Genomic DNA, 25,230 nt, shown 5'->3' on the forward strand with positions numbered 1-25,230 from the left:
TAATTAGACCCCAATTAGTATGCGCCAACCAAAAGCGGAGCTCAATAAAAACAGTGTTCACTTAACATTATTAATCAAATGCTAATTAACGAGGCTTTTTTTGTCGTGTGCGTCATAAAATGCGCGTCACAAACTGAATACAATCCAATGAATTTTGTTACTTTTTAAGACAATTATTATTTTTATACCCAAGTAAATTCAAAAATACTTGGGTAGCTTGTCTATTTTTGGGAGAGGAAGCTCACTTATGCGAGGTTCAGTTATTAAAAGGATGTATGCCGGCTTTGCACTGATCATCATCCTATTTGCCGTCACAATTGCCATTATGATGGGAGGAATGAGTGATATTCACGGAAAATTTAGCACGGTTTCTAAATCATCCCTACCGTTGGTATCGTTATCTAATCAAACCAGTGTTGAGCTGCTTTCTGCCGACAAATCATTTAAAGACTTCCTGACGACAGAGAATAAACAACGCATGGATGAAATGCGTCAGGAATTTGCTAGATCTCAACAGCGCTTCGAATCCACATTGGCTCAACTGAAAACCGCAAGCCAAATCTACCCTTCTCTTGCCGAACCGTTTTCACAGTTAAAAACGTTAGAGCAGAGCTATTTTACAGAAGCTCTAGAGGCCATGGACAACTACGAAGCAATGTTCGCGGCTCAAGAAGAAGTGCAAAAATCCTCACGCCGCTTCCAAAAACTGAATACCGAACTGTCGGTTGGTCTTAAAGAATATGTGGCAGATCAAACCAGCATTTCTGTCAAAGTCATGGCAAAGAGCTACTTTATCAAGTTAAAAGATGCCGAAGTAATTACCTCTGATGCCCTCGCCAGTTCCAACCCTGAGTTTGTTACGCAAGCCGTAGCTAAAAACCGCAAAGCAGTAACGCACTTGAATTACGCATTCCGCGGGTTGGTGACTCAACTTCCTGAGCTAGAAAAAGCATTTGGCGAATCTGTAGAGCAATTTACTCGCGACGTTGGTATGCGTGGCGGTGTGTTAGACCAACATAATAATTACCTCAATGCTCGCGCCGCTTTGTATAACAATATCGCCAACCTAGCAAATAAAGTGGATTCAACCATGGCGATTCTTGAGCAATTCACGACAACCGCAACAGATAAGCTCAATGAATCATTGGCAGATGCAGGTGACATATATTCGGCGGGTGTAACGAAAGCCATCATCATTGGCGTTATTGTCGTTTTACTCGCGACAGCGATTGGCTACCACATCGCACAAAGCGTTCGCGAACCGTTGACTCGTATTCTAAAAGTGTTAGAAGGCCTGACTGAAGGTGATATGACACAGCGTATCGATATTCGCTATAACAACGAATTCAGCCGTGTGAGTGGACACATTAACTCACTCGCCGACAACCTTCACGAGATCTTGGTGAAACTCAACGAAGCGTCAGAAAACCTATCGTCAACCGCGACAGCCAACGAACGCACCTCTTCGCAAGCACAAATTAAATTGAGCTCTCAACGCGAACAAACGGCAAACGTCGCTACCGCGATGACAGAAATGTCTCATTCAGTGCAGGAAGTCGCGCAAAGTGCGCAAGGCTCGCTAGAAATGGTGCAACGCGTCGAATCTGCCTCTGAAGAAGGCAGAAATGTTATGAGCAGTAACATCTCAACCATTAATCAACTAGAAACACGTTTGAACGAATCGGTCTCCGCAGTTTCTGAGCTACAAAAGATGAGTGGTCAAATTGGATCTATCCTTGATGTGATCCGCAACATTGCGGAGCAAACCAACCTACTGGCATTGAACGCGGCAATTGAAGCGGCTCGCGCTGGTGAACAAGGTCGCGGCTTCGCGGTAGTGGCAGATGAAGTACGAGTACTCGCATCAAGAACGACTCAATCAACCACTGAAATTGAATCTATGATCAGTAATCTGCAATCCAGCTCACAATCGGCAAACCAAGTCATACAAAGCTGTATGAGCGATATGGAGATGTCGGTTGAGCAAGCGTCAAAAGCGAACAGCTCAATGGAAGAGATCCAGGCGCTAATCATTGAGATCAGCCAAATGAGTACGCACATTTCACAAGCAGCAGCAGAGCAAAGTGAAACATCAACAGACATTGCTCGCAGCATTGAAGATATTAACAGCATCGCCGATGAAAGTTTCCAAGCCATGTCGAGTATCGCACAAACCAGTGAATCACTGACCCACTTGGCTCATCAGCAAAATGAATTGGTCCACCGCTTTAAGTTATAAATACTTTATAATTAAGAGCATTAATTAGTGCAATCAACTGTATAAGGGCGACTTTTTGTTAAGTCGCCCTTGTTTTTTGTCGGCCATGTCTACATATGATTAATAAGGCCAGCTCATCCCCTTGCACAACTCTTTTCGAGCGGCCTCATAAAAAGGAAAATCTATGGCTGTTCATGTTGGTATTATCGACCAAGACCCAGTGAGATTGGTCACTCCTCTATTAGATAATCGTACGCTAAGCACACATATCGTCTTCATCGGAGACAAGAGCCAGTTAGATATATTTGACCGACTGAGTGCCGTTTTAGATCAACGAGAAATTACTTCTGAATTTTTTGAAATTCCATCCGCTGTTAATACATCTCTGATCAAACAAGCAATTCAAAAACTGGCAAAAGATCTCCATGAACGCGGCGAAGATGTAAAATTGAACGCGAGCTGTGGTCTTCGTCATCGCTTGTTGTCGGTGTACGAAGTTTTCCGTACCTATCGCTGGCCAATTTTTGTGGTTGAGCCTAGTAGCGATAAGCTTTGTTGGTTATACCCTGATGGCAAAGAAGATACCCAAGTCGAAGATCACATTACGATTGCAGATTACCTCACTATCTTTGGTGCACGCGGCGAGTTTCACCACGTTGATTTACCACCTCTTCTTGATAAAAAATTGTATGAACTTGGTGAACGATGGGCCTCAAATGCGCTTGAGCTTGGGCCAGGTCTAGCAACACTTAACTACCTTGCAACCACATGCCGCAAAGAACAAAAGCTTGATGTCGAGCTCTCCGAAAAACAGCAGGGCTACCGTGAGCTCAACATGTTGCTTTCAGATTTAGTAGAAGCAGAAATCGCCACCTATGAGAATGGCGTTTTAACGTTTGCAGATGAAGATGCTCGACGCTTTTCAAACGGTGAGTGGTTAGAAACTTTGGTTCACAGCACCGTGAAGCAAATCCAAGACACCATGCCGACGATCCAAGATCGATCGTTAAATGTTCAGGTTTATCGCAAACTTGGTGAAAGTGAAGTACGCAATGAGTTAGATGTCGCAACAGTTGTAAACAACAAGTTGCACATCATCGAGTGCAAAACCAAAGGCATGAGAGATGACGGCGACGATACTTTATATAAGTTAGAATCGCTTCGCGATCTATTAGGTGGCTTACAAGCGCGCGCAATGTTGGTGAGCTTCCGTCCTCTTCGTCACAATGACATTACTCGTGCTGAAGACTTAGGGCTAGCCCTGATTGGCCCTGATGAGCTTAAAGATTTAAGAACGCACTTAACTGCTTGGTTTAAAGACGCGGGCGGTTCAGACGAGATATAGTGCCATTAAGAAAAGCTAAAATTCACAACGATAAAAAGCAGCATTAATGCTGCTTTTTTTATACCTAAATTTTAGCTGTACGCATTTCTATAACTAGAAAAAAACCAGAGGTTAGCCTCTGGTTTTTTCTGTTTGTTTAAATGCCAACTATAGGGGCTTAAAGCATTTTACGCGCTGCTTCTACAACCACTTTAATTGAACGCGCTTCCGTTTCTTTCAGAGTTGAATGATCTGGAATCTCTTTTTGTGTACGGTTGATGATAACACCTGCCACACAACCCGCTTTTAAACCAGAGCTCGCACACATTGTTAGCAGTGTTGCAGACTCCATCTCGAAGTTAAGTACGCCCATGTCTTGCCATTCTTGCATAGAGCCTTGGAAACGCTTAACAACACGACCAGAGAACGTATCGTAACGTTCTTGACCAGGGTAGAACGTGTCGCTTGATGCAGTCACACCCATGTGAACTGTAGCGCCAGACTCTTCTACCGCTGCTTTCATTGCGGTTGCTACTTCAAAGTCAGCAACTGCTGGGAATTCCATAGGAGCAAAGTGTAGGCTCGCACCGTCAAGACGAACTGACCCCGTCGTTACGATCATGTCACCCACGTTTACATGCGGTTGAATTGCACCCGTTGTACCAACACGTAGGAAAGTACGAACACCAAGCTGTGCCAATTCCTCAACTGCGATAGAGGTAGAAGGACCACCAATACCTGTAGAACAAACCACAACAGGTTTACCGTCTAGCTCTGCACGGTATAGCGTGTATTCACGATGGCTTGCTAGAAATACTGGATTTTCCATTTGTTCTGCGATTTTTTGAACACGCGCTGGGTCACCAGGAATGATCGCTAGAGTCGCACCATTAAGATCAGCTTCAGTAACACCTAAATGGAATACAGCTTGAGACATAAGTCGCTCCTTATTGTGGCTTATTTTATGAACAATAAGCTCATTAATCAGTTATTGGGTACAGATGCACTGTAGCGAACCTTTCACCAACATAGAGTGATCACAATCACAATGACAAAATGTAATGAAAATGAAATTTCAAACAAAACTGGTATTGATCACACTTTAGGGGGCATTAAGTCATTTTGTTGCATAGCAATGCGTGATTTCAAGGACGAGAAAAACGTCTGATCGCATCAGGTGAATACGGTTAAAAAAAAGCCCGATACACGAATGCCTCGGGCTATTAATGAGTGGGATCATTGGTTAGGTCAGTTATTTGATCTGTTTGGACTCAAAACGAAGTAATCTCAACGCATTCAATGTCACCAGTGCTGTTGCACCACTGTCAGCTAATACTGCAACCCACAACCCAGTAACCCCAAGTAAACTTGTCACTAAGAATACACCTTTCAAACCTAGCGCTAACGCGACATTCTGACGAATGTTACTTAGCGTCGCACGCGACAGTTCTATCATGGCAGGTAGCTCAATCAACCGGTTGTGTGTTAACGCCGCATCAGCAGTCTCGAGCGCAACATCCGTACCGCCTCCCATCGCAATACCAATGCTCGAAGCTTTCATGGCTGGAGCATCATTGATACCGTCTCCCACCATCGCAACGGTATGTTGTTGTGATAGTTTCTCGACGTAATGCACCTTGTCTGCAGGTAACAAACTCGCTTTATAATCCAAGCCTATTCTATTTGCCATTGCTTCTGCACTTCTCGGGTTGTCACCCGTTAGCATCACCGACGTGACCCCAAGTTCCTTCAACATTGCGATGGCTTGCTGGGCATCTGAGCGCAATGTATCTTGCCATGCGATCACGCCAATGACCTCGTCATCGTAACGAACAATGACAACCGTTTTACCTTGTTGTTCCAACGTAACCACTTGCTCTTTGGCTTCTTGAGAAAGTGGAAAGTCTGCCTTTGAAGGCGTGACCACTTGGACCATTTTTCCATCGACGTAACCAGTGACACCAGAGCCTACTTGCGCGGTTTTATCCAACGCTTCAGGAATAGTAAGCCCCTGCTCTTGCACTTTGGTAACTAAAGAAACCGCTAGAGGATGACTTGAACCAACCTCGATTGACGCAGTTAGGCTAAGTAACTTGTCTTCATCCATATCAAAAGCAAAGACGTCGGTCACTTCTGGTTTACCTTGCGTCAGTGTCCCAGTTTTATCAAATGCGACAGACTCAACCTTGCCAAGCAACTCAAGCGCCGCTCCACCTTTGATCAATGCGCCCCGCTTAGCCGCTGCCGCCAAGCCAGAAGTGATCGCCGCAGGCGTTGAAATGACTAACGCACATGGACAAGCAATCAACAGCAGGGCGAGTCCTCGATAGATCCACGTTTCCCACGGTTGGGCAAATAGTAATGGCGGCGTAACGATAACCATCAGAGACACCAACATCATTAGTGGCGTATACCAACGGCTAAATTTATCAAGAAAGCGTTCTAATGGTGCCTTACGGGATTCTGCTTCTTCAATCAAATGAAGAATTCGATCTATCGCATTCTCGCCCTGACGGGAAGTCACCTGTAAACGAACCACTTTATCGACAACCACAGCCCCGGCCATCACTTTGCCACCGGTTTGATGTTCAACGGGAACAGATTCTCCCGTTAACGCACTTTCGTCAAAACTCGCAAGCGCATCTTGCAAAACACCGTCGGCAGGCAAACGACCTCCGGGTGCGACTTCTATGATATCCCCTAGTTTAAGCTGCGCAGCTGGTACTTCTTTGCGTTCACCATCAATAATTAAAATTGAATTTTCTGGGACTAAGTCCATTAACGCCTGGACACCGCTTCGCGCGCGAGATGATGCATATGCTTCTAACTTTTCACCAATAAGGAAAAGCAATAACACCATTGCGGCTTCGGCGGTTTCACCTAAATATAAAGCGCCGAGCGCCGCTACACTCATTAACGTTTCAATCGCAAAAGGCGTACCGCTACGCGCCAACTTAAATGCTTTGAGCGCGATTGGGTATAAACCAAGTAAACACGTCAAAGTGAATAACCAAGCGCTTATTTGAGGGTCGATCTTAGAAATTACTGCCGCAGTAGCCATTGCACCAGCAATCGAGAGAATTTGGATGTTGTCTCTTATGACGCCAAGCCAGCCTTTCTTTGTAGTGCTTGGTTTTGGAGCATCAAGTGAAGAGAGCGGGAAACCCGTTTTTTGGGCTGTCTGCTCTATCGTAGCTATCAGCTCTAGACCATCAAAATCGACGACCAGTTTTTCTGTTGCAAACAAAACCTTGGCTTGGCTGACGCCTTGTAAAGACGTAATGGCTTTCTCAAGCTTTTGCGCACAAGATGGGCAATCCATACCTGACACAAGCCAAGCGTTCCGAACGGAGGAATTACTCTCCCTTGTGGGATCGTCTTCCTCGCCTGTGTCAACGCTGCAGCCTCCTCCACTACAGCAAGAGCTTTCAGAAACATCAACACTGGCCTGAGAGATATTGAGCGAAGATTTTACTGGCGCACAGCATGACTCGCTTGCACCAAGCGGCACCGCAGTTTTGATTTTGCTAGATTGGCAACCTTGATGTTTTGTACACATAATTTTTTCCTTATTGGTATCGGTGATTTACCTATTGCTAAGGATAAACCTTAGAGTAAGCTCCAAGGTCAAGATAAATTTGTACAGTTCGGCGATAGAAAATAAAAAAGACGCCGAAGCGTCTTTCCAAACCAGTTTAAAAGCAATATTCCGTAAAGTTTAAACAGAGAGGTTAAACGGGATGCTTAAAACACTCATTTAATGTCATTCCTATGGCACGCAGCACGTCTCTTCTTGTGATAACACCAACCAACTTACCTTTGCCATCCACCACTGGATACATTTTCGGCTTTCCAACTTTCATCATGTCAGCCAGTTCAATTACTGACATTTCTGGAGAAACAGATAAGACATCATCATGCATACACTCTTGTACCGTATGTGTATCTTGGCAGTGATAACTTGCTTTCACCAACTTATCTAATAAGTCTTGCTCCGATAAAAACCCAACCACTTTTTCATTTTCATCAATGACAGGGCCACCTAGTGTGACACTTTGCATTACTTTGTTTAAAGCTGCCGAAAGTGACATATCTTTCGTGAAAGTCACCGCTTGCAACGTCATGTAATCTTTTACTTTTAATGAATGCATTCTTATCTCCTTAAGGGCATTTTATTGCGGCCTTTAGATAAGTGTCGCCTAATTTCCTGATTTTACTAAATGGAAAGGAGTAATTTTATTTATAGGCACAGCCTATTGAACTAAAACAAAATTAACTCACCGAACAACATTCACTGTATTTCGTTAAACGCAAGATTCAGCCAGGCTGATTTTTCTAGGCAATAAATACAACAAAGCCAGTCAAATTGACTGGCTTTGTTATTAAGTAATGGTTGCGTTAGCTATGTTGGCGGCGCATGTTGTCTAAAATAATGCCAGTCGCCATCGCGACATTCAGTGATTCGGCACCGCCAAACGCCGGAATCGTGATTTTATCTGTCACGAATTTTGCTGCGGCTTCGCGCACACCATGAGATTCGCTGCCCATCAACAAAATACCTTCAGCAGCGAAATCCGTTTTATGAACGCTCTCTCCTTCCAAAAACGCGCCATATACTGGCAATTTGGCGTGTTCCAAGTAACTTGGCAAATCCACCAAACTCACTTGTACGCGGCCAAAGCTGCCCATGGTCGCACTGATCGTTTTAGGATTATAAGGATCAGCACAATCTGTACTCGCAATAATGTGCTTGATGCCATACCAGTCTGCAACACGAATAATCGTACCTAGATTACCAGGGTCGGATACACCATCTAGCGCAATCATCAAGCCTTTCGCTTGAGGCTCTTTTACACTCGGAATTTCAACCACAGCAATGGCCGCATTATTGCTCACAAGCGTGCTCGCTTTGGTCAATTCATCAAGCGATGCTTCAACACAATCAAAACGATTTAGCGTACCAGCATTTTGTTCGAGAAATGCCGCTGTTGCAAAAACCTGCTTCACCTTCAATGAACTACTTGCTAGCTCTAGTACGTTCTTTTCACCCTGAACTAGGAATAAGCCATGCGCTTTACGCTGTTTCTTTTGACCTAAAGCACGAAGCAGTTTTAATTGGTTTTTTGAAATCATTAAAGTATCCCAGGTGAAAATGGTTATTCGGCGAGCGTACCCTAAACAATCTTCACGACAGTTCGGTATCAAGCGGATGAGATTATAAATTATACCTAAATAACCTCAAGAAGCTTGATCATCAGAAGACGTTGAACACCAAGCGTAGCCAAAATAAAAGAAGGCTCAAAAACGAAAAAAGCCCTGCGATAACGCAGGGCTTTCAAAGGGTGGGACCCCAGCCACATCCCGGCACACAAGTCACACGCTGCGGCTGCTTCCTTCCGGACCTGACCGAGTTCACGAGCTATTGTTGCGAGAGGACCAGAGCCCCATAATTCTTTTCGAGAGGTCTTGCCTCAATCGATGGGGCGATTATTCAGTATCAGCTCTCATAATGCAAGAGCAAAAACCTTGAATTTCATCATTTCATTACCGTTTGGACAAAACTCGATCAATTCATTCCTTTATGATGAAACCGTACAGTCACGATAAGAGGAGTCGTGCCGTGAGGACTGCTTACTCATGTACATGTCTTCATCAGCCAAATGCATCGCTTGCTCTAAGCTCATGTGCCGTTCCCTTTTTGCAGAGAAACCAATAGAGATACTTATAGACTCCAAATCACTACATAATTTGCCTTTCACATCGATTCTACTGAGCTCTCTCATTGCTCTAGTTAACTCAGCTTGCGTAGGATAACCCAGTAATATGAACTCATCCCCTCCAATTCGATAACATCTTCCCGACCAGACATAATGAATTTTTAGTGCCAGTAGTTGTAAAACTTCGTCCCCAGCGCGATGCCCATAAGTGTCATTGATTCGTTTGAAATGATTAATGTCTAAGTAAAGTATGGATAGATCTTTGTTTACTCCTTTTCGATACTTTACTTGCAACGCACGACGATTCCTTAACCCTGTTAAGTTGTCAGTGTTAGATTGACGGTAAAGATAAAGCGAAACACAAATAGCAAACAATAACACAAAGATAAACACAGCTTGTGTTTGCGTCGCTAATCGAATCTCATATTCAAGTGCGGTACGCCAATCTGGGCGTACATCGTACTGAGCAATGATCTTATCAACTTCTAACATCGCTATCGCTCGACTGAAGAAAGGCGCAAGCATGGCTCCTTTTTCATTCGCGACCAATCCAACAGAGAGTTGTGACTCATAAAACTCACCAATAGCGGTATCCTGCTCTATCGGAACCAATTCACTGAGACGTAAAAAATGATTGAGCATCGCCGTATCCATCGGAATGTAATCGACTTCTTCATTTAATAGCCCCTGAATGAGCTCTTGTTGAGTACGATAACGTTTGAGTTCTTTTAGCGGTAACAGTTGCGTCATCATTTGATCGAAAAAGTCATCCTTAACTACGCCAATCTGCTCAGATATCAACTGTGAAACATGAGAGTATGTGCTCGGTTTGTAACCTAAACGCTTGACCATCACCGATGCTGGCGCGTAATGGGACTTTGGAAAGTAGCTAAATGCGCGCCGCTCACGGCTGACCGTTAACGGCGCCAAAATTTCGAAATTACCTTGGATAAACTCATGGTACATAGAACCCCAGCTTTCACCAGGCTCACTAATGATCAAGCAGTTTAAAGCCAAGATCTCACAACTTCTCAGGACTACATCAGCCGTCATCCCTTCGACACTACCATCTGCGTTGTATACAACATATGGAAAGATAGATTCGAGCTTAATCCGTATTGGTTCATTAAAATCAAGGGGTAATAAACGAATAGAATCACGCAACGCTGCTCGCCTTAATTCAAATTGATACTGGGAAATTTCTTCGCGAAGCTGCTTTTGCACCGCTTCCCCGTGAATAAACGTAGCGAACGTGTCCAACTCCTCAAGATGATGATCTTTTTTACTGATGATGGATACGGGCTTTATCGAAATCTGATCATTGAGCATCTTGGCGTCAAACCCCTCCATCAGCATCGGCTTGAGCTGGTTAATGGCATCGACAACGCCGTCCACAGCACCTGAACGTAGCAGTGTTACTGCTTGTTCGTGACCTTGATAAGAGATCTGTTCTAGACCAGGGTAGTGTTGTTTAAGTAATTGGGCATAAACTGTATCTTTGGGGACGCCAACACGCGAAATATCACTCAACGTCGAATCTTTTAAGCCAAAGAGGTAGGTATATTCGATATTTGTTGGGCGGGAATAACTAAAACGTTGAGCACGTTCTTGTGTGTAAGTGATATTCGCAGCAAAGTCCGCTTCCCCATTCGCTACTGAATTTAGAATGGCATCAAAGCTGGAGTAGTTTACGTATTGAACGGTAAAGCCAAACTCCTTTGAAGCAGCATTGAAAAGAACACGAGTGACGACATCATCCGCTTCAGTCGCGACTTTATAATGAGCAATTAAAGGGGCTTCGGCTTTTACATTCAAACTCAAGAGGCAACATGCAAAAAGCAACAGTGTTCGAGCAAAAGTTGTCATGACAAACTTATCTTAAATCAACCACTTATATTGTGGTTATTATTATTGGAAGTGTAGTAAATATGAAATGAAGAACATATACTAATCTCCATTTTGTTCCACAACCAATTCGATACTCTGCCGCACATGTCACTTTTTACCTGACTAAAAATTCATAATTCAGCCTGTTCATCGCTACTACGTAAAATATAGTCAGTCATCCAAGCCGTCCCTAACAAACAGATCCAAACCACGAAAACAGGGTTTGGCACATCCGTGGTCGGGCTGACGACTAAAGCGGCAAAACCCACAGTCGGCAATGTCCAACATAATAATTTGCTCCAACGAATGGTATGTTGAAGCTTCGCAAGTGCTTCCATTGACGCTAACATTCCCGTCAAACTTAACGCCATAAGAACGGCGTACGGTAGGCCTGCAATCCACAATGGGAGCAACAAAAACAACGGCCACCAGCTGTGTTTATTGGATGGCGTCCAATGCGCAGCCGACCACCACATCGCCATAACCGCAATGGTTTGAACCACTGTAACCCAAGCAGACCCATCCAGCTTACCGCCTTGCTGTGTGACCATAAGACCAACTTGCAGTGTAAGTACAATAAGACCAGCGGTGAGCAACACGCCTAAAGAGCTTCTACGAGAAAACACCACCATTAAAAGTGGGAAAAGGATCAAAACACCAACCGACAAAGCAATTGGCTGCATTGAGAGTGTCGCACCAAAAGCCATCATCGCGCCCAGCAATACTAAGCCAGCGAACCCACCTTGTGGCAGAACCCACAGCGCGGGGATCATAAGTGCAAGAACGGGAATGTCACCCTCGCTCAAACTCATCGCCCGAACGCAGACAACAGCGAGTAAGGTCGTAACGAAAAATTGAAGTGTCGATAAAATCATAGCGCCTCCTGGCTTCCCCACCTACTTGGTAACTCAACGGCAAAAACTGGGATTGAAAGTCGTTGAGAGGGTCTAGATTCAAGCTTAGCTTGCGTTTGCTTCATGCTGTTTAAGGCTCATCAACCAACGACACTAAAGAACAGAAAATGTAATTCTTCAAAGTGAGTCGCTGACAACACAAGGGTTAAGAACCGTTAGCAATATACAAGTCCAATGGTTTACCATTCCTTAGTAATCCAAAATAGACACTTTTGAGTATGGACCAATTTTTAGCGCAAATCTTTGCTGTAATTCACCAAATTCCAAAAGGAAAAGTCTCCACCTATGGGGAAATTGCAAAAATGGCCGGTTATCCGGGCTATGCGAGACATGTTGGTAAAGCACTGGGTAACCTACCAGAAGACAGCAAACTCCCCTGGTTTAGAGTGGTAAATAGCCAAGGAAAAATATCTTTAAAAGGCAGAGACTTAGAGCGACAAAAAAAGAAATTAGAAGCAGAAGGGATTGAAGTCTCGGAAGTTGGCAAAACTTCACTTAAAAAATACAAATGGCAGCCTTAAGCTGCCATTTTTTGTTCTCAGTACGTCGTATTAACGTGTTCCAACTAGACGAATATCTAATTGGTGAGTTTGTGCTTCATCTGTAATAACACCGTTATGTGTGTCGCTGATAAAACGCAGCTTTCCATCTACCTCAATGCGAGCACGAACGCTGTAACGATGGTTTGGTTTGATTTCATTGCTGTCGTAACTCAACTCAAAAGAAAGAGGAACTTGCTTACCTTCCGTTTCGAATGTCTGTTTCGCCAACACTTTTGCTGGCGCATCCGCCAAGGACACATCTTCTAACGCAATAGTAACCACTGCGTTTGGTGGCAAGGCAATCCGCTCGCGATAAGCCACTGTACCTGTAATCGTCTTCATTGACGCTTCTGTAGATTCCATTTCTGTATTTTGAGAAGTTTGGCAACCCACTAACGCAGCCCCAAAGAGTAGAGAAGTAACAAGTAGTAGTGTTTTTTTCATATATTCCTCGAAAAGAGCATTAAACCGAAGCAATTATAGGTGTGGAATATAAAACTGTCTGCTTCCTGTCACTTTATTTGACAATAGTTTGACTGAGTTAGAATTTATCAAACAATTGATTTTGTTTCATAATTGGAACAATACTATTTCTAAGTTACTCAATAGTTCTTAACTATGCCACTTCACAAGAGTGAGGCTGTTGAGGTAACTTGGAATGAAAGACAACGGTGAGGAGACACAATGAGTAAACCACTACGAGAATTGCTCAGCCTACTACAACTCGAAAAATTAGAAGAAGGCTTGTTTCGTGGCCAAAGTGAAAACCTAGGTTTGCCTCAAGTTTATGGCGGTCAAGTAATTGGGCAAGCGCTTTCTGCTGCGCGCTACACCGTTGAAGAAACACGCACGGTACACTCCTTCCATAGCTATTTTTTGTACCCTGGCGATCCAGAAAAACCTATTATTTATGATGTAGAAAATCTGAGAGATGGCCGTAGCTTTAGCACTAGACGCGTAAAGGCAATTCAAAATGGACGCCCTATTTTTTACCTAACCGCATCCTACCATGGCGATCAACCTGGGTTTGATCATCAAAAAGAAATGCCAGATATCCCTGGTCCAGAAAACTTTGCCTCAGAGAGTGAGCTCGCAAGCCATATTGCAGAATTTCTACCCAAACGCTTACGCAAAACATTTTGCGGGGAAAAGCCAATCGAAACTCGCCCCGTTACGGTTATCAACCCTTTGAAGCCCAAAAAAGCAGAACCCAAACAGTACCTTTGGATTCGTGCTAATGGTGAAATGCCAGAGAATCAGCTAATTCACCAGTACCTTCTGGCCTACGCATCCGATTGGGGATTCCTTGTAACAGCAATGCATCCACATGAAGTCTCATTAATGACGCCTAACTTTCAAGTGGCCACCATTGACCACTCTATCTGGTTCCATCGCCCGTTTAAGATGGATGAATGGCTTCTATATGCGATAGAGAGCCCAACGGCGAGCAATACTCGTGGGTTGGTCCGTGGCGAAATATACAACCAGCAAGGTCACTTAGTGGCGACCGCCGTGCAAGAAGGGGTGATGCGCTACACGAAATAGCTCGTGTTCGCTAGACGAAAAAAGGAGTGCTGTTCCGCACTCCTTTTTTAATGGGTATCAAACGATGATTAATTTGGTTGATACTTCATGTTAACAACCGACCATTCGTAAAGTGATTTCGGGTAACCATATTCGCCTTTCCCGTAAATGACATTTGGGTCGGCATAGAATCCACCTTTATTCGTTGCTAAAAATTCACGAACCCCACGACGGTAAGTAATCACAGGTGCTACTAACTCATACTCTACCTTTTCCATCTTCGAGTCATCAATTATTAAGAACCGAGTCATACGAATCGTGCTGCCGCTGGTGCAGTATCCTGGGTCATCATAGTCAATTGCTTCAAAAGGCTTGAGATCATCTTCGAACAGCTCTGATGTACATCCATCAAATCGAGCTAAGTGTACCCACGCTCCTTTTATTAGAGTTGGGTCATCGTTACCCACCGGCTTGAATGCAAGTAGTGCAATCTTACCTTTGCCGTATAATTTCAATTCTTCGTCCGTTGGCTCACGCACTGAACGAACGTTCATCAAACCAAACTCACTTTCTTCTAAGTTAGAAAACTCACGTGCATTTAGCGTGCTAAACAATACTGTTTGTTCAGTTTCAAGCAATGTATATTGATCCGCAACACCTTCATCTGCAAAGCTTAGATACAGCTGGACTTTCTTACTTTCCAACGCTTTGTAATCTCGAGATTCTCCTTCCGAAATGTCGAGAGAAATCCAACGTCTTTTTACTGGCGGGAGATCAAGTAACGTCAGCTCTTCCTTATCAACATCTAATGAAGCGACTCCTTTAATTGTTGAGCTGGATATTTGATAGCTGCGGTTTCCTATTGGTGTACCAAAGTCTAGCTTAACCTTTTTAAATGGTTCAAATTCCACCTTCATTGTAGAAGCACTTAAACCAGGGTGATTCGCTTTGTTAATAGTGCCATTTACGACGATTGTTTTAGCTTTGTAGTTGCGCCCAGTAAGGGTAACCTCTAATTGGTACGTGCCTGCATGCAGGATTTTCAAACGCCCTGTATCAGGAGAAACTAGCTCGACCACAGGGTCTTTTTGGTTAATAAGACGGTAACTTGCCTTCGCAATCCCACCACTCATCACTGGTGAGATAACACTACCAGCGGAGAATTCTACCGTTGGGTAAGTAACCGATACCGGGTTTGTGCCTTGTTTAATCGTGACCGAGAAACTACTTTCACCCGGATCCACTTTGTCGTCCCCCGCATCCGAAACAATAATTTTTGTGCTACCCGCGTTAAGAATTTGCATGGCACCCGTTTGGCTGTTTAAGGAAACCACATCTATTGCTGCGTTGTCTGCAAATCGGTACGTAACTTCCCCAACCGTACCAGAGATTTTCGGCGCAACAAATGTTTGGCCAACCTTCCAAATCTCTTCCACATCGGATTGAACTTCAATTCGGCTCGGCGCGCTCAAAATTGTCACGTAGACTTTTTGATCAGGACCAACGGTATAATTCGCGCTCTCTTTTCTGCGCACAGTTAGCGTCGCTTTACCCGCTTTATACACATGGAGACGTCCTTCACTAAAACCACCGACAACATCTGGTGCGGTGTTATCTACAATCTCAATTTGCTCGTCAGCACTCAAACCAAAATCACGGTGAAGATCAAAACTGTATTTGTTGCTGTATACAACGTCATAATCGTGCGTTGCCATCGGTTGGCCTTCAGCCTTTGCAACTTTGATGACGACATTAAATTGAATAGGTTGGTAGAACTCCCCACCATCGTCTTCAAACTTAAGGTCGTACTCACCCGCAGTCACTACCTCCAACTTGCCGTCAGTCATTCGTAAGCCATTAGGTAAGCTGCTAACTAGATTTACGTTACCTTTTTGCCCTTTAAACGTCAGAGGGATTGAAAGATTTGGTTGATAGGTAAGCGGCATTTCAATGTCTTTTATAACGGGATGAGGCGCGCGATTAACTTCAAGATCAAAACGAGTTTTGCTTGCAGGATAATTACGCATGTCATGCTCGTAAATTTCCACTTCAGCAGCACCAACACCTTTGATCAGTAATGCTTCACCATTTTCAGTTTTAGCGACAACGTCTTCACCACGAATGATTCTCAGCTCATAGTCACCGTAGGCGTTCGTCACCTTAGGGAAAATTCGTCCACCTTCCTCATAAGTTGTGACGATATCCGCTGCGCTGATTTCTTGACGCTTGCCTTGTTTTATATCCACAAAAAATTGCGCTGTTTGCTGTTTATCCAGAAACGCGTCGCTGTAAGTTGCAGTCGCTTCAACCGTTAATCGACCAACATTATGAACAAGAAGCAAGCCCGTTTCAGGATCTAGCAACTCGGCCACCTTGCTGTCTGGTACGCTATTTATAATTTTGTAAGAAATACGTTGCGTTTGAGCTTTATCTAGACGCACTGGTTCTAACGTCAACCCTTCTCGATACTCGTCTTCAAGCAAAGCGAACTGTAATTGCCCCGGAGCTACTGCATGCAGTTTAACCGTAGCGCGAACTTGTTTCGGCAAGTAAAAGTCGTTACCTGAATCAGTAATCAGCACCGATGCCTGACCAACTGAACCTAATGAATATACCGAACCGTTCTCATCAACACGAATCAAGTTATGACCACTTTCTACCTCATAACTCAGTTCGCCTTTTTGGCCACGGACGATCAACGCTTTTCCTTCTGACTCAATCGCATTGAAATTCAGATCACTCACTGAAAGTTCAGTATTGATGCCTCGCTCTACAGTGACAGAAAATCTTGCTTCAGAAGATTCATAAGCAGAGCTACTATCTGTAGCAAGAATAGTCGCCGTTCCTGGGCGCAGAATTTGTAGTATTCCTGAGTCATTAATTTTCACGACATTTGGCGGATTAGAATCAATGACTTGGTAAGATACCGACCCATGTACATTGCTCAGTTTTGCTTCAGTAACCGTTCCCACTCCTTCAAACTTCAACACCGTGTCTTCCACTTTTAATTGCGGACGGTTCTGCTTTGTTATCGTAGTTGGTGTCTTCGTATTGTTCGGCTTAGAGTCTCCCCCACCGCCACAGCCAGCGAGTAAAGCTGCGAGAAAAAGCAAATAGTAATTTCTGTTCATTTTTAGTAATACTTTGTTACATACAAGATGGGGCGATAATAATACGATGTTTTATTAATCACTATCCCCATTTTTGAGTACTTTATTACTTAAGTAATTGCTACTGTATTAATCCTAAAAACAAATAATCAAAAATAGCGACCAAATTACATGAAAACACAAAAAGCAAACGTTTAAATCAAACTCTTCCATTAATTTAGTAAAAATTAATATTCAATAAAATAAAACATGAAAAAGAAAGAGAAAAAATTGCGTTATTTTTTCTTTCGTTATGATGTATAGGATTAATGGACTGCAAAAACAAATGGTTAATGAAAAATAGAAGAGAGAATAAATATCGTTTATATTTATAAAAATCTGGTAGGAAATAGTTTTAAAAGCATAATCAAACTACCTTTTAACATTTAAAATACTAAAAGGTAGAATTAACATTAGATAGAATTCTTATAGGGCGAGTTATTTTAGGATTGGTAACTCTGTTGTGTATTTAATGGACTCCATAGCAAATGTTGAAGTCACATTAGATAGCCCTTTTACGCTATTAACTAACCGCTTATAGAATTCGTCAAAACACTTCATATCTTTGACTAGTACTTTCATCATGTAGTCATACTCGCCAGCCATACGATAAAACTCCATTACCTCAGGAAAGTCACTCACAGTTGTAACAAAATGGTGATACCAACCTTCGGAATGATCAATCGTTTTTAACTGAACAAATGCAATGAAAGATAGCTCGAGCTTTTCTGTACTTAACAACGCCACGCGTTTTTCGATGTAGCCCTCTTCTTCCAACCTTTTCAAACGCTTCCAACATGGCGTCGTTGTCAGATTTACCTGCTCTGCTAACTCATTTAATGACAAGGTGCTGTCGGTTTGTAACAACGCAAGCAGCTGTTTATCGACCCGATCCAAACTCATCCTATAAAACCCACGAAGTGTAGAAAACTTTTCTATCAAAATAGTCATTACCGGCAACTATAGCAAAGTTTTTCTCTCGTATTATAGGTAAATTATTCCCATCTAATGCTTATCTATCGATTTCCAAGGAGAGACGCCATGTGTACTGACCACAACTGGATCAACAATGCAGTGCGTAAAATTGAAGCAGACTTTCAACGTTCTGCTGATACTCATTTATTTAAACTTGAACTGCCTTCTCTTGATGGTATCGATATCTACCTAAAAGATGAGAGCACGCATCCAACAGGCTCTCTTAAGCATCGATTGGCGCGCTCATTGTTTCTTTATGCTATTTGTAATGGATGGATTGGTCCTGAAACCACTGTAATCGAGGCGTCCTCAGGCAGCACTGCCGTTTCGGAAGCGTATTTTGCGCGTTTACTTGGCTTACCGTTCATTGCCGTCATGCCGAAAACCACTGCACGTAAAAAGATCGAACAAATTGAATTTTACGGTGGTAAAGCGCACCTTGTTGAACGATCAGATCAGATTTATGACGAGTCTCGACGCTTGGCTCAAGAACTAAATGGTCACTACATGGACCAGTTTACTTATGCTGAACGCGCTACTGACTGGCGCGGTAACAACAACATCGCGAACTCTATCTTTAGCCAAATGGAGTTAGAAGATCACCCGATTCCTAGCTGGGTAGTGATGAGTCCTGGAACAGGCGGCACATCAGCAACCATTGGCCGTTTTATTCGTTACCAAAAATACGACACTAAGCTTTGCGTGGTAGACCCTGAAAACTCAGTGTTTTACGATGCTTTCCAGTCAGGAAATCACTCATTGAAAGGCGATACTGGCAGCAAAATTGAAGGTATCGGGCGACCACGTGTCGAACCAAGTTTTATTGCTGGTGTCATTGATGAAATGCGCAAAATTCCAGACGCAGCCAGTGTGGCAACCGCCCATTGGGTATCTCAGCTGATTGGGCGTAAAGTCGGCGCATCAACAGGCACCAATCTTTACGGTGTGCTGCAATTGGCTTGTGAGATGAAACAACGCGGTGAGAAGGGTTCTATCGTGACGCTTCTATGTGATTCTGGAGAGCGTTACCTAGATACGTATTATGACTTAACATGGGTAAAAGAGAACATCGGCGATATTCAACCTTACTTAGCTCAACTCGAAGTCATTCAAGCAAAAGGTTGCGTTGAGCCAGCTTGTTGCGGCTCAACTAACGCTTAACGTGCAAACTGGACTTTAAAAAAAAACAGCCCAACTTCATGTGGGCTGTTTTTATCGCTGGGTTTTACTTTTTCTGGCGCGCTTCAAACGCAGCCAATTGTTCTGGCGTTGCCGCTGGTTGATGATTTTGTTTCCATTCATCGTAAGTCATGCCGTAAACACGTTCGCGAGCGTCATCAATATCTAAATCCAAACCGAGATTTTCAGCCTCAGATTTATACCATTTGCTAAAGCAGTTGCGACAGAAGCCCGCAAGGATCATCAGGTCGATGTTTTGTACGTCTTTGTTAGCATCTAAATGCGCCAATAAACGGCGAAATGTCGCCGCGTCTAACTTATCTTGTTCTTCTTGAGTCAAGTTTTTGTATTTGAATTCAGCCACTTTCCTTTCCTTCTCTCTTATTTAGCTAGCTTTCGTCACCATATCTAGTTAGTCGGTAGTCATGAGTAAGAAGTATGCTTTAGCGCAACAATTCCCATTCTAAAATCACTACCTTTGATAAAAGCTGATATGATAATTACCATCCATCCTATTGATTAAATTAACATTTAAACAAATCATTACAACGGTCTTTTACCAAGGTTATCGTCTAGTTATGAAAAACGCCATTCTATTATTGTCTGCCTTGACCATTAGCGTGCCAACTTTAGCTGCTCAAGAACAAGCTCATCAATCTTATTTTTATCTGGGTACTGGTAACGTTGGTTTTGATACACCGTATTTCGGCTCGGATAGAGACAATGAGTGGTCAACACCACATATCACAGTTGGCTGGGGTTACCATATAAACCAATACCTCGCGTTTGAAGGGGTTCTGCGCTATTCACAAAATGAACTTAAGAACGATGCTCTAAAAACTGACTTAGATCTTCACTATTACCAAGCAGGTATGTCTGCTGTTGTAACAAGTGATAACTTAGGCGATACGCCGCTGTCACTGTTTGGTCGCGTAACTGCGCTTGGCACTCAAGCTGAAATGTATGTTCCAAACGAACAAAAAGTCACAGATGATTCAGGCGCGCTATTCAACATCGGTGCTGGTGTCCATTGGGATATGAGCAAAGATATCTGGTTACGCGCAGAGTACATTTATAATGTCGCGGATATGGGTTTTGAAGATTTTTACGACAGCTACGAAGGTGTACAAATCAGCCTAGGGAAACGCTTCTAATCGAACGCTTCCGAGCTAACTTTAAACCGATAAAGAGAAGCCAAGGTTATTACCTCGGCTTTTATGTTTTAACGTTTGATTTAAGGGTGCGCTATACGGCCCTTCGTATCATGGCTAATTGCTTTGTTTAACTCTGCTTCTACATGACCTGGTGCTTGTGTTTTCGCCGAAATCAATCGGTACATTGCCGGGATAACAAACAAGGTCACCAATGTCGCAAACCCCATCCCGAAAAAGATAACCGTACCCACGGCAATACGGCTCTCATAACCCGCCCCTGTCGATACGATCAACGGAATTGCGCCAGCAAGTGTGGTAAACGCAGTCATTAAGATTGGACGTAGACGTCGCGCGGCAGCATCAATGATCGCTTTTTCAAACTCAACGCCACGATCACGTAGCTGATTGGCAAATTCTACGATCAAAATACCGTTTTTCGTCACCATACCAATCAACATGATCATGCCGATCTGACTATAAATGTTCATACCTTGGCCCATAATAACCAAACCAAGAAAGCCACCAAATACACCCATCGGCACCGTAAACATGACCACTAACGGGTTTACGAAGCTTTCAAACTGAGCCGCCAACACGAGATACGCCACTAGCAGTGCCAATGCAAACACAACAGCAACACTCGCTTGGTTCTCTTTAAAGTCTTTCGACTCCCCCGAATAACTCACCGAAATGTCACCCGGTAAGTTGTCGATGGCTTCCTGGTCTAGGTAATTCAGCGCATCTCCTAATGTATAACCTTCCGACAGGTTGGCAGTAATAGTGATGGACTTCTGTTTGTTGTAGTGAGAAAGACGAATAGAGGCCGCCACTTCTTCAATTTTTGTGACCGCATCTAACGTCACTAGCTGACCGCTATTCGTGCGCAGATAAATCTGACTTAAATCTGCAGCATTATTAAAGCTATTTTCATCACCGCGAAGATACACATCGTACTCTTCGCCACGCTCAACATAAGTCGTTTCGCTTTTACCACCGAGCATGATTTCTAGGGTGTCAGAAATGTCTTTAACACTGACTCCTAGCTCTGCGGCACGCTGTCGGTCAACTGTAACCAATAACTCAGGCGTTTTTTCCGAGTAATCTATCTCTGCTCCTTCCATCATTGGTGATTCTTCTGCTTTGTTCTTTAGCATTTCAGCCCAAACAACGAGCTCATCGTAATCAGAGCCGCCTAATACGAACTGAACTGGCTCACTCGAACCACCTTGGAAACCTGGCATAAATGGGAACACTCGAACATCTGGGATACCCGCCAATTCTTTCCGTACTTTGTTAAGGGCTTGCTGAGCCGTGATATCACGTTCGTTCCAATCTTCTAGAATCATGATCACAAAGCCTGTCTGGTCTCCTGCCTGGCCACCAAACGCTGGCGTTTGGATGCTGAATGACTTCAGATAACCTTGCCCTAGTAATGGCATCAATCGGTCTTCGACAATATCCATATTGGCTGACATACGATTGTATGACGTAGCGTCTGCACCGCGCACAAACGCAAATATCACACCGCGATCTTCTTGTGGGGTCAGCTGGGCCGGTACCTGATTCATCAAGAAATAGCTACCGCCCAAACAAGCTAGAATCACCAGCGGAGCAGCCCAACGTACTTTCAATGCGCCTTTCAATAATGCGCGATAGCCACTCTCAAGCTTGCTAAACAAGCGATCAACCGCTTCATTGAATCGATTTGGTTTTACATTCGCTTTCAAAATCTGACTACCTATTACAGGAGTCAGCGTCAGGGCAATCAAAGAGGAGAATATGACCGACATAGCCAGCAATACAGAAAACTCTGTAAATAGTAGACCTACCATGCCATCCATAAAGGAGATCGGTAAGAACACCATCACCAGCACTAATGTTGTTGCTATAACAGCAAAACCAACCTCTCTTGTACCTTTATATGCGGCGAGTAATGGCGATTCACCGCGTTCAATATGGTGGAAGATATTCTCTACAACCACAATTGCGTCATCCACCACCAAACCAATCGATAATATCAACGACATCAAGGTGATCAAGTTGATAGAAAACCCAAAGTAGTACGCGGCAATGAACGAAGAAATCAGAGAAACAGGAACCGTAACCGCAGGAATTAAGGTTGCACGAGCTTGGCCGATGAAAATGTACAATACCAAAATCACCAAGCCGCCCGTGATAAATAGCGTGCTGTACACCTCTTCGATTGAACGCTCGATAAACACTGTCGCGTCGTAATCTATCGCAAGACGTGTACCTTCTGGTAAGAACTTCTGGATGTTATCGACTTCAGAACGAACCAGCTTCGCAACCTCTAACGGGTTTGCGTCTGACTGCGGTACCACACCAAGACTGATGTTTACTACACCATCACTTTTGAAGGTTGAATTTTCGTTTTCTGCACCAATGAAGACATCTGCTACATCTTTTAAATAGATAGGTGTATTGTCGCTTGCGCGTTTTATGACAAGATATTGAAAATCTTCAGGCGTGTTATAAGTACGAGCCGTACGCACGGACATTACTGTTGAGTCGTTTCGAACTTCACCACCTGGGCTTTCTAGGTTCTCACTTCGTAAAGCTGATGTAATGTCCGAAGCTGTAACTGAACGTCCAGCCATTAGTTCTGGCTTAAGCTTCACGTACATGACCTTGTACAAACCACCGGAGAGATCAATGGAGCTAACCCCAGAGATCAGGCTAAAGCGGTCCATCAATACACGTTCGGCATAATCGGTTAATTGAGTACGGTCCATCTCTGCAGAACTGAGATTGATGTAGAGCGACGCCTCTCCCGAGCCATTGTTCTTATAAACAATAGGGTCATCCGCTTCATCAGGTAGCGAGCGCTGAGCACGAGCTACGGCATCACGCACGTCGCTCACACCTGTGTTGAGATCGTAACCTAATTCAAACGTGATCGTGATACGCGACATGCTGTTACGAGTAGTGGAGCTAATTTCATCAACTCCACTGATCCCAGAAAGCTGGTCTTCCAAAACGGAGGTAATTTGGCTTTCAATAATAGTCGCCGATGCACCCTCATAACGCGTACTGATAGAAACGACTGGGCTTTCTATATCAGGCATTTCACGAACGGCTAATTTGGTGAATGACACAAAGCCAAACACACACAACAGCATGCTCAGAACCAACGCCGCGACAGGGCGTTTAACTGAAACGTCGGACAGTAACATTAGTTTTCTTCCTCATCCGATTCACTGTCATTGCGCGTCACATCCGTGGTGTTCGCTTTTAGTGGCGCGACAATTTCTTTCACTTCGACACCATCACGCATGTTAACAATGCCTTGAACCACAATCTTGTCACCAATCTCAACACCAGATTCGATCACCACCTCGTTACCAACACGAGCACCTAGCGACACTTCTTGACGAGTAGCTTTGTTGTTTTCATCAATTACATATACAAAACGTTTAGTTCCGGAGTATTCAAGCGCTTGAACAGGAATGATTGGCGCCTTAATAGCAGGAAATGCTAGTGAAGCGTTCATCAACATGCCTGGCTTCAATTGATTTTCTGGGTTATCAAACTCAATACGCACGCGAAGATTCAGTGTTTCGGCGCTGATACGCGTATCAATACCTGTGACTTGACCAGTAAAGGTCTGACTACCCCATGCACTGGTTTTAGCAATGACTTCCATACCAATAGAAAGCATCGATAAATAGCGCTCCGGTACTTGTAAATCCAGTTCCATGACGGAAAGATCATCCAACGTCAAAAGTTCAGTACCCGCACTGACCATTTTGCCGCGGCTAAAATCGATAAAACCAACAGTGCCAGAAAATGGGGCAGTAATATGGAGATCAGCTAAATTGGCTTGAGCAGCATCAAGCCTCGCTTGTGCTATTTCAACACTGGCTTTTTGTGCATCGATTTCAGTTTGAGTAATCGCATTCCGCTTAACCAAACGTTGGAACTCTTTTAACTTACGCTGTTCATCTTTTAGATACGCCTTTGCCTCAATCAAAGCGGCTTGAGCCTTATCGTCATCTAACTTAATTAATAGCTGGTCTTGCTGGACATTTTGATTCGCTTTAACAGCGATTTGATTCACTTTGCCGGCGACTTCCGATGCGACAACCACAGACTCCGCTGCCTTTAATTTGCCGATAAGAGTTAAGGATTGATTGATCTCGTGCGTTTCTACTTGTTCAGTCACAACGGTAACCGCTGAGCCTCCTCGCATCGCAGCGCAAACCGATGGAGAACTCAGTAATATAGAAAGCGTTAAAACAGATAACGATAACGTGGCTTTCATGCTCATGATATTGACTTCTAAACGAATAAACTTATGTCATTAAACTGCTTACAGTTTATCAGTAGATACGGTGTTTAACGTCAAGTAGTGTAAATTCAAGTAAAAAGCGCGCTTCTCTTCTGTTCAAAGGACAAACAAAACGCTGACTTTCTACCATCTTTGCCCAAAAAGACAGCATTCAACGTAAAAACGTAAGAAAAACGCTTTACAGCCTGAGCGAGTTTGCTATGATTCGCTCCGCACTTGGGAGATGAGTTGGGAAAACATCTTACTAAGTATAAAAATCCTCTGGAGGGGTTCCCGAGTGGCCAAAGGGAGCAGACTGTAAATCTGCCGGCACTGCCTTCGATGGTTCGAATCCGTCC

Annotated in this window: 18 protein-coding genes, 1 tRNA gene and 1 other RNA gene; 7 read left to right on the plus strand and 13 right to left on the minus strand. The window is 43.7% G+C overall.

The window, feature by feature from the left end:
- The first annotated feature begins 247 nt into the window (after nt 1-247).
- Together R7E00_RS16675 and R7E00_RS16680 are read left to right on the plus strand one after the other, a co-directional pair.
- The gene (locus tag R7E00_RS16675) at nt 248-2,239 is read left to right on the plus strand and encodes a methyl-accepting chemotaxis protein (protein WP_017820009.1); all 1,992 of its coding nucleotides are present in this window, start codon (nt 248-250) and stop codon (nt 2,237-2,239) included.
- 163 nt (nt 2,240-2,402) lie between these two features.
- The gene (locus R7E00_RS16680; protein WP_005378476.1) at nt 2,403-3,563 is read left to right on the plus strand and encodes a DUF1887 family protein; all 1,161 of its coding nucleotides are present in this window, start codon (nt 2,403-2,405) and stop codon (nt 3,561-3,563) included.
- Nucleotides 3,564-3,720: 157 nt separating this feature from the next.
- Here R7E00_RS16680 and udp read toward each other — a convergent pair whose 3' ends face one another.
- The 7 genes from udp to R7E00_RS16715 form a co-directional block, all read right to left on the minus strand.
- Complete coding sequence (gene udp / locus R7E00_RS16685) at nt 3,721-4,479, minus strand: uridine phosphorylase (protein WP_005378479.1); 759 nt, start codon at nt 4,477-4,479, stop codon at nt 3,721-3,723.
- 315 nt (nt 4,480-4,794) lie between these two features.
- Nucleotides 4,795-7,101 carry a zinc/cadmium/mercury/lead-transporting ATPase gene (locus tag R7E00_RS16690; protein WP_256900311.1) on the minus strand — a complete coding sequence of 769 codons (2,307 nt, stop codon included), beginning with the start codon at nt 7,099-7,101 and terminating at the stop codon, nt 4,795-4,797.
- 172 nt (nt 7,102-7,273) lie between these two features.
- The gene (locus tag R7E00_RS16695; protein WP_005378483.1) at nt 7,274-7,693 is read right to left on the minus strand and encodes a CBS domain-containing protein; all 420 of its coding nucleotides are present in this window, start codon (nt 7,691-7,693) and stop codon (nt 7,274-7,276) included.
- A 247-nt stretch (nt 7,694-7,940) separates the two neighbouring features.
- Nucleotides 7,941-8,675, minus strand: coding sequence for an RNA methyltransferase (locus R7E00_RS16700; RefSeq protein WP_005378485.1), 735 nt, complete (start codon nt 8,673-8,675; stop codon nt 7,941-7,943).
- 212 nt (nt 8,676-8,887) lie between these two features.
- Nucleotides 8,888-8,984: signal recognition particle sRNA small type (gene ffs / locus R7E00_RS16705), an RNA gene on the minus strand.
- 137 nt (nt 8,985-9,121) lie between these two features.
- Nucleotides 9,122-11,125 (minus strand): GGDEF domain-containing protein, encoded by a 2,004-nt coding sequence (locus tag R7E00_RS16710; protein ID WP_053349422.1) that lies wholly within the window; start codon nt 11,123-11,125, stop codon nt 9,122-9,124.
- A 152-nt stretch (nt 11,126-11,277) separates the two neighbouring features.
- On the minus strand, nt 11,278-12,021 hold the full coding sequence (locus R7E00_RS16715) for a hypothetical protein (protein WP_005389942.1): 744 nt from the start codon (nt 12,019-12,021) through the stop codon (nt 11,278-11,280).
- Nucleotides 12,022-12,278: 257 nt separating this feature from the next.
- Here R7E00_RS16715 and R7E00_RS16720 point away from each other — a divergent pair, with 257 nt between their 5' ends.
- Nucleotides 12,279-12,581: a DNA base-flipping protein gene (locus R7E00_RS16720; protein WP_033905036.1), complete on the plus strand. Its 303-nt coding sequence runs from the start codon at nt 12,279-12,281 to the stop codon at nt 12,579-12,581.
- Nucleotides 12,582-12,611: 30 nt separating this feature from the next.
- Here the strand turns inward: R7E00_RS16720 and R7E00_RS16725 are convergent, their stop codons facing one another.
- Nucleotides 12,612-13,046: a YbaY family lipoprotein gene (locus R7E00_RS16725; protein ID WP_005378572.1), complete on the minus strand. Its 435-nt coding sequence runs from the start codon at nt 13,044-13,046 to the stop codon at nt 12,612-12,614.
- A gap of 240 nt (nt 13,047-13,286) precedes the next feature.
- Here R7E00_RS16725 and tesB point away from each other — a divergent pair, with 240 nt between their 5' ends.
- Nucleotides 13,287-14,147 carry an acyl-CoA thioesterase II gene (gene tesB, locus R7E00_RS16730; protein ID WP_005378575.1) on the plus strand — a complete coding sequence of 287 codons (861 nt, stop codon included), beginning with the start codon at nt 13,287-13,289 and terminating at the stop codon, nt 14,145-14,147.
- Between the two features lie 68 nt (nt 14,148-14,215).
- Here the strand turns inward: tesB and R7E00_RS16735 are convergent, their stop codons facing one another.
- Nucleotides 14,216-17,257, minus strand: a complete 3,042-nt coding sequence (locus tag R7E00_RS16735; protein ID WP_065274285.1) for a D-Tyr-tRNAtyr deacylase — start codon at nt 17,255-17,257, stop codon at nt 14,216-14,218.
- A gap of 456 nt (nt 17,258-17,713) precedes the next feature.
- Nucleotides 17,714-18,178 (minus strand): Lrp/AsnC family transcriptional regulator, encoded by a 465-nt coding sequence (locus tag R7E00_RS16740; protein ID WP_017820003.1) that lies wholly within the window; start codon nt 18,176-18,178, stop codon nt 17,714-17,716.
- Between the two features lie 138 nt (nt 18,179-18,316).
- Between R7E00_RS16740 and R7E00_RS16745 the strand changes: the two genes are divergently transcribed.
- The gene (locus R7E00_RS16745) at nt 18,317-19,411 is read left to right on the plus strand and encodes a PLP-dependent cysteine synthase family protein (protein ID WP_005389952.1); all 1,095 of its coding nucleotides are present in this window, start codon (nt 18,317-18,319) and stop codon (nt 19,409-19,411) included.
- 64 nt (nt 19,412-19,475) lie between these two features.
- Here R7E00_RS16745 and R7E00_RS16750 read toward each other — a convergent pair whose 3' ends face one another.
- Nucleotides 19,476-19,793 (minus strand): DUF1244 domain-containing protein, encoded by a 318-nt coding sequence (locus R7E00_RS16750; RefSeq protein ID WP_005378586.1) that lies wholly within the window; start codon nt 19,791-19,793, stop codon nt 19,476-19,478.
- 214 nt (nt 19,794-20,007) lie between these two features.
- On the opposite strand from R7E00_RS16750, the gene R7E00_RS16755 reads away from it, so the two are divergent.
- Complete coding sequence (locus R7E00_RS16755) at nt 20,008-20,583, plus strand: porin family protein (RefSeq protein ID WP_053307492.1); 576 nt, start codon at nt 20,008-20,010, stop codon at nt 20,581-20,583.
- An 80-nt stretch (nt 20,584-20,663) separates the two neighbouring features.
- Here the strand turns inward: R7E00_RS16755 and vmeF are convergent, their stop codons facing one another.
- Together vmeF and R7E00_RS16765 are read right to left on the minus strand one after the other, a co-directional pair.
- On the minus strand, nt 20,664-23,777 hold the full coding sequence (vmeF, locus tag R7E00_RS16760) for a multidrug efflux RND transporter permease subunit VmeF (protein ID WP_262606136.1): 3,114 nt from the start codon (nt 23,775-23,777) through the stop codon (nt 20,664-20,666).
- Nucleotides 23,777-24,871, minus strand: a complete 1,095-nt coding sequence (locus R7E00_RS16765; RefSeq protein ID WP_005378593.1) for an efflux RND transporter periplasmic adaptor subunit — start codon at nt 24,869-24,871, stop codon at nt 23,777-23,779. Before R7E00_RS16765 ends, vmeF begins: the two co-directional genes overlap by 1 nt.
- A gap of 292 nt (nt 24,872-25,163) precedes the next feature.
- Between R7E00_RS16765 and R7E00_RS16770 the strand changes: the two genes are divergently transcribed.
- Nucleotides 25,164-25,230 (plus strand) — tRNA-Tyr (locus R7E00_RS16770).

The sequence above is a fragment of the Vibrio sp. Vb1755 genome (assembly GCF_033338635.1).
Lineage (GTDB): Bacteria > Pseudomonadota > Gammaproteobacteria > Enterobacterales > Vibrionaceae > Vibrio > Vibrio alginolyticus.

Bases quoted from the DNA above. Each gene is read 5' to 3' on its own strand.
- R7E00_RS16675 (WP_017820009.1), top strand. From the start codon at position 248: ATGCGAGGTTCAGTTATTAAAAGGATGTATGCCGGCTTTGCACTGATC.
- R7E00_RS16680 (WP_005378476.1), top strand. From the start codon at position 2,403: ATGGCTGTTCATGTTGGTATTATCGACCAAGACCCAGTGAGATTGGTC.
- udp (WP_005378479.1), bottom strand. From the start codon at position 4,479: ATGTCTCAAGCTGTATTCCATTTAGGTGTTACTGAAGCTGATCTTAAT.
- R7E00_RS16690 (WP_256900311.1), bottom strand. From the start codon at position 7,101: ATGTGTACAAAACATCAAGGTTGCCAATCTAGCAAAATCAAAACTGCG.
- R7E00_RS16695 (WP_005378483.1), bottom strand. From the start codon at position 7,693: ATGCATTCATTAAAAGTAAAAGATTACATGACGTTGCAAGCGGTGACT.
- R7E00_RS16700 (WP_005378485.1), bottom strand. From the start codon at position 8,675: ATGATTTCAAAAAACCAATTAAAACTGCTTCGTGCTTTAGGTCAAAAG.
- R7E00_RS16710 (WP_053349422.1), bottom strand. From the start codon at position 11,125: ATGACAACTTTTGCTCGAACACTGTTGCTTTTTGCATGTTGCCTCTTG.
- R7E00_RS16715 (WP_005389942.1), bottom strand. From the start codon at position 12,021: ATGATTTTATCGACACTTCAATTTTTCGTTACGACCTTACTCGCTGTT.
- R7E00_RS16720 (WP_033905036.1), top strand. From the start codon at position 12,279: ATGGACCAATTTTTAGCGCAAATCTTTGCTGTAATTCACCAAATTCCA.
- R7E00_RS16725 (WP_005378572.1), bottom strand. From the start codon at position 13,046: ATGAAAAAAACACTACTACTTGTTACTTCTCTACTCTTTGGGGCTGCG.
- tesB (WP_005378575.1), top strand. From the start codon at position 13,287: ATGAGTAAACCACTACGAGAATTGCTCAGCCTACTACAACTCGAAAAA.
- R7E00_RS16735 (WP_065274285.1), bottom strand. From the start codon at position 17,257: ATGAACAGAAATTACTATTTGCTTTTTCTCGCAGCTTTACTCGCTGGC.
- R7E00_RS16740 (WP_017820003.1), bottom strand. From the start codon at position 18,178: ATGAGTTTGGATCGGGTCGATAAACAGCTGCTTGCGTTGTTACAAACC.
- R7E00_RS16745 (WP_005389952.1), top strand. From the start codon at position 18,317: ATGTGTACTGACCACAACTGGATCAACAATGCAGTGCGTAAAATTGAA.
- R7E00_RS16755 (WP_053307492.1), top strand. From the start codon at position 20,008: ATGAAAAACGCCATTCTATTATTGTCTGCCTTGACCATTAGCGTGCCA.
- vmeF (WP_262606136.1), bottom strand. From the start codon at position 23,777: ATGTTACTGTCCGACGTTTCAGTTAAACGCCCTGTCGCGGCGTTGGTT.
- R7E00_RS16765 (WP_005378593.1), bottom strand. From the start codon at position 24,871: ATGAGCATGAAAGCCACGTTATCGTTATCTGTTTTAACGCTTTCTATA.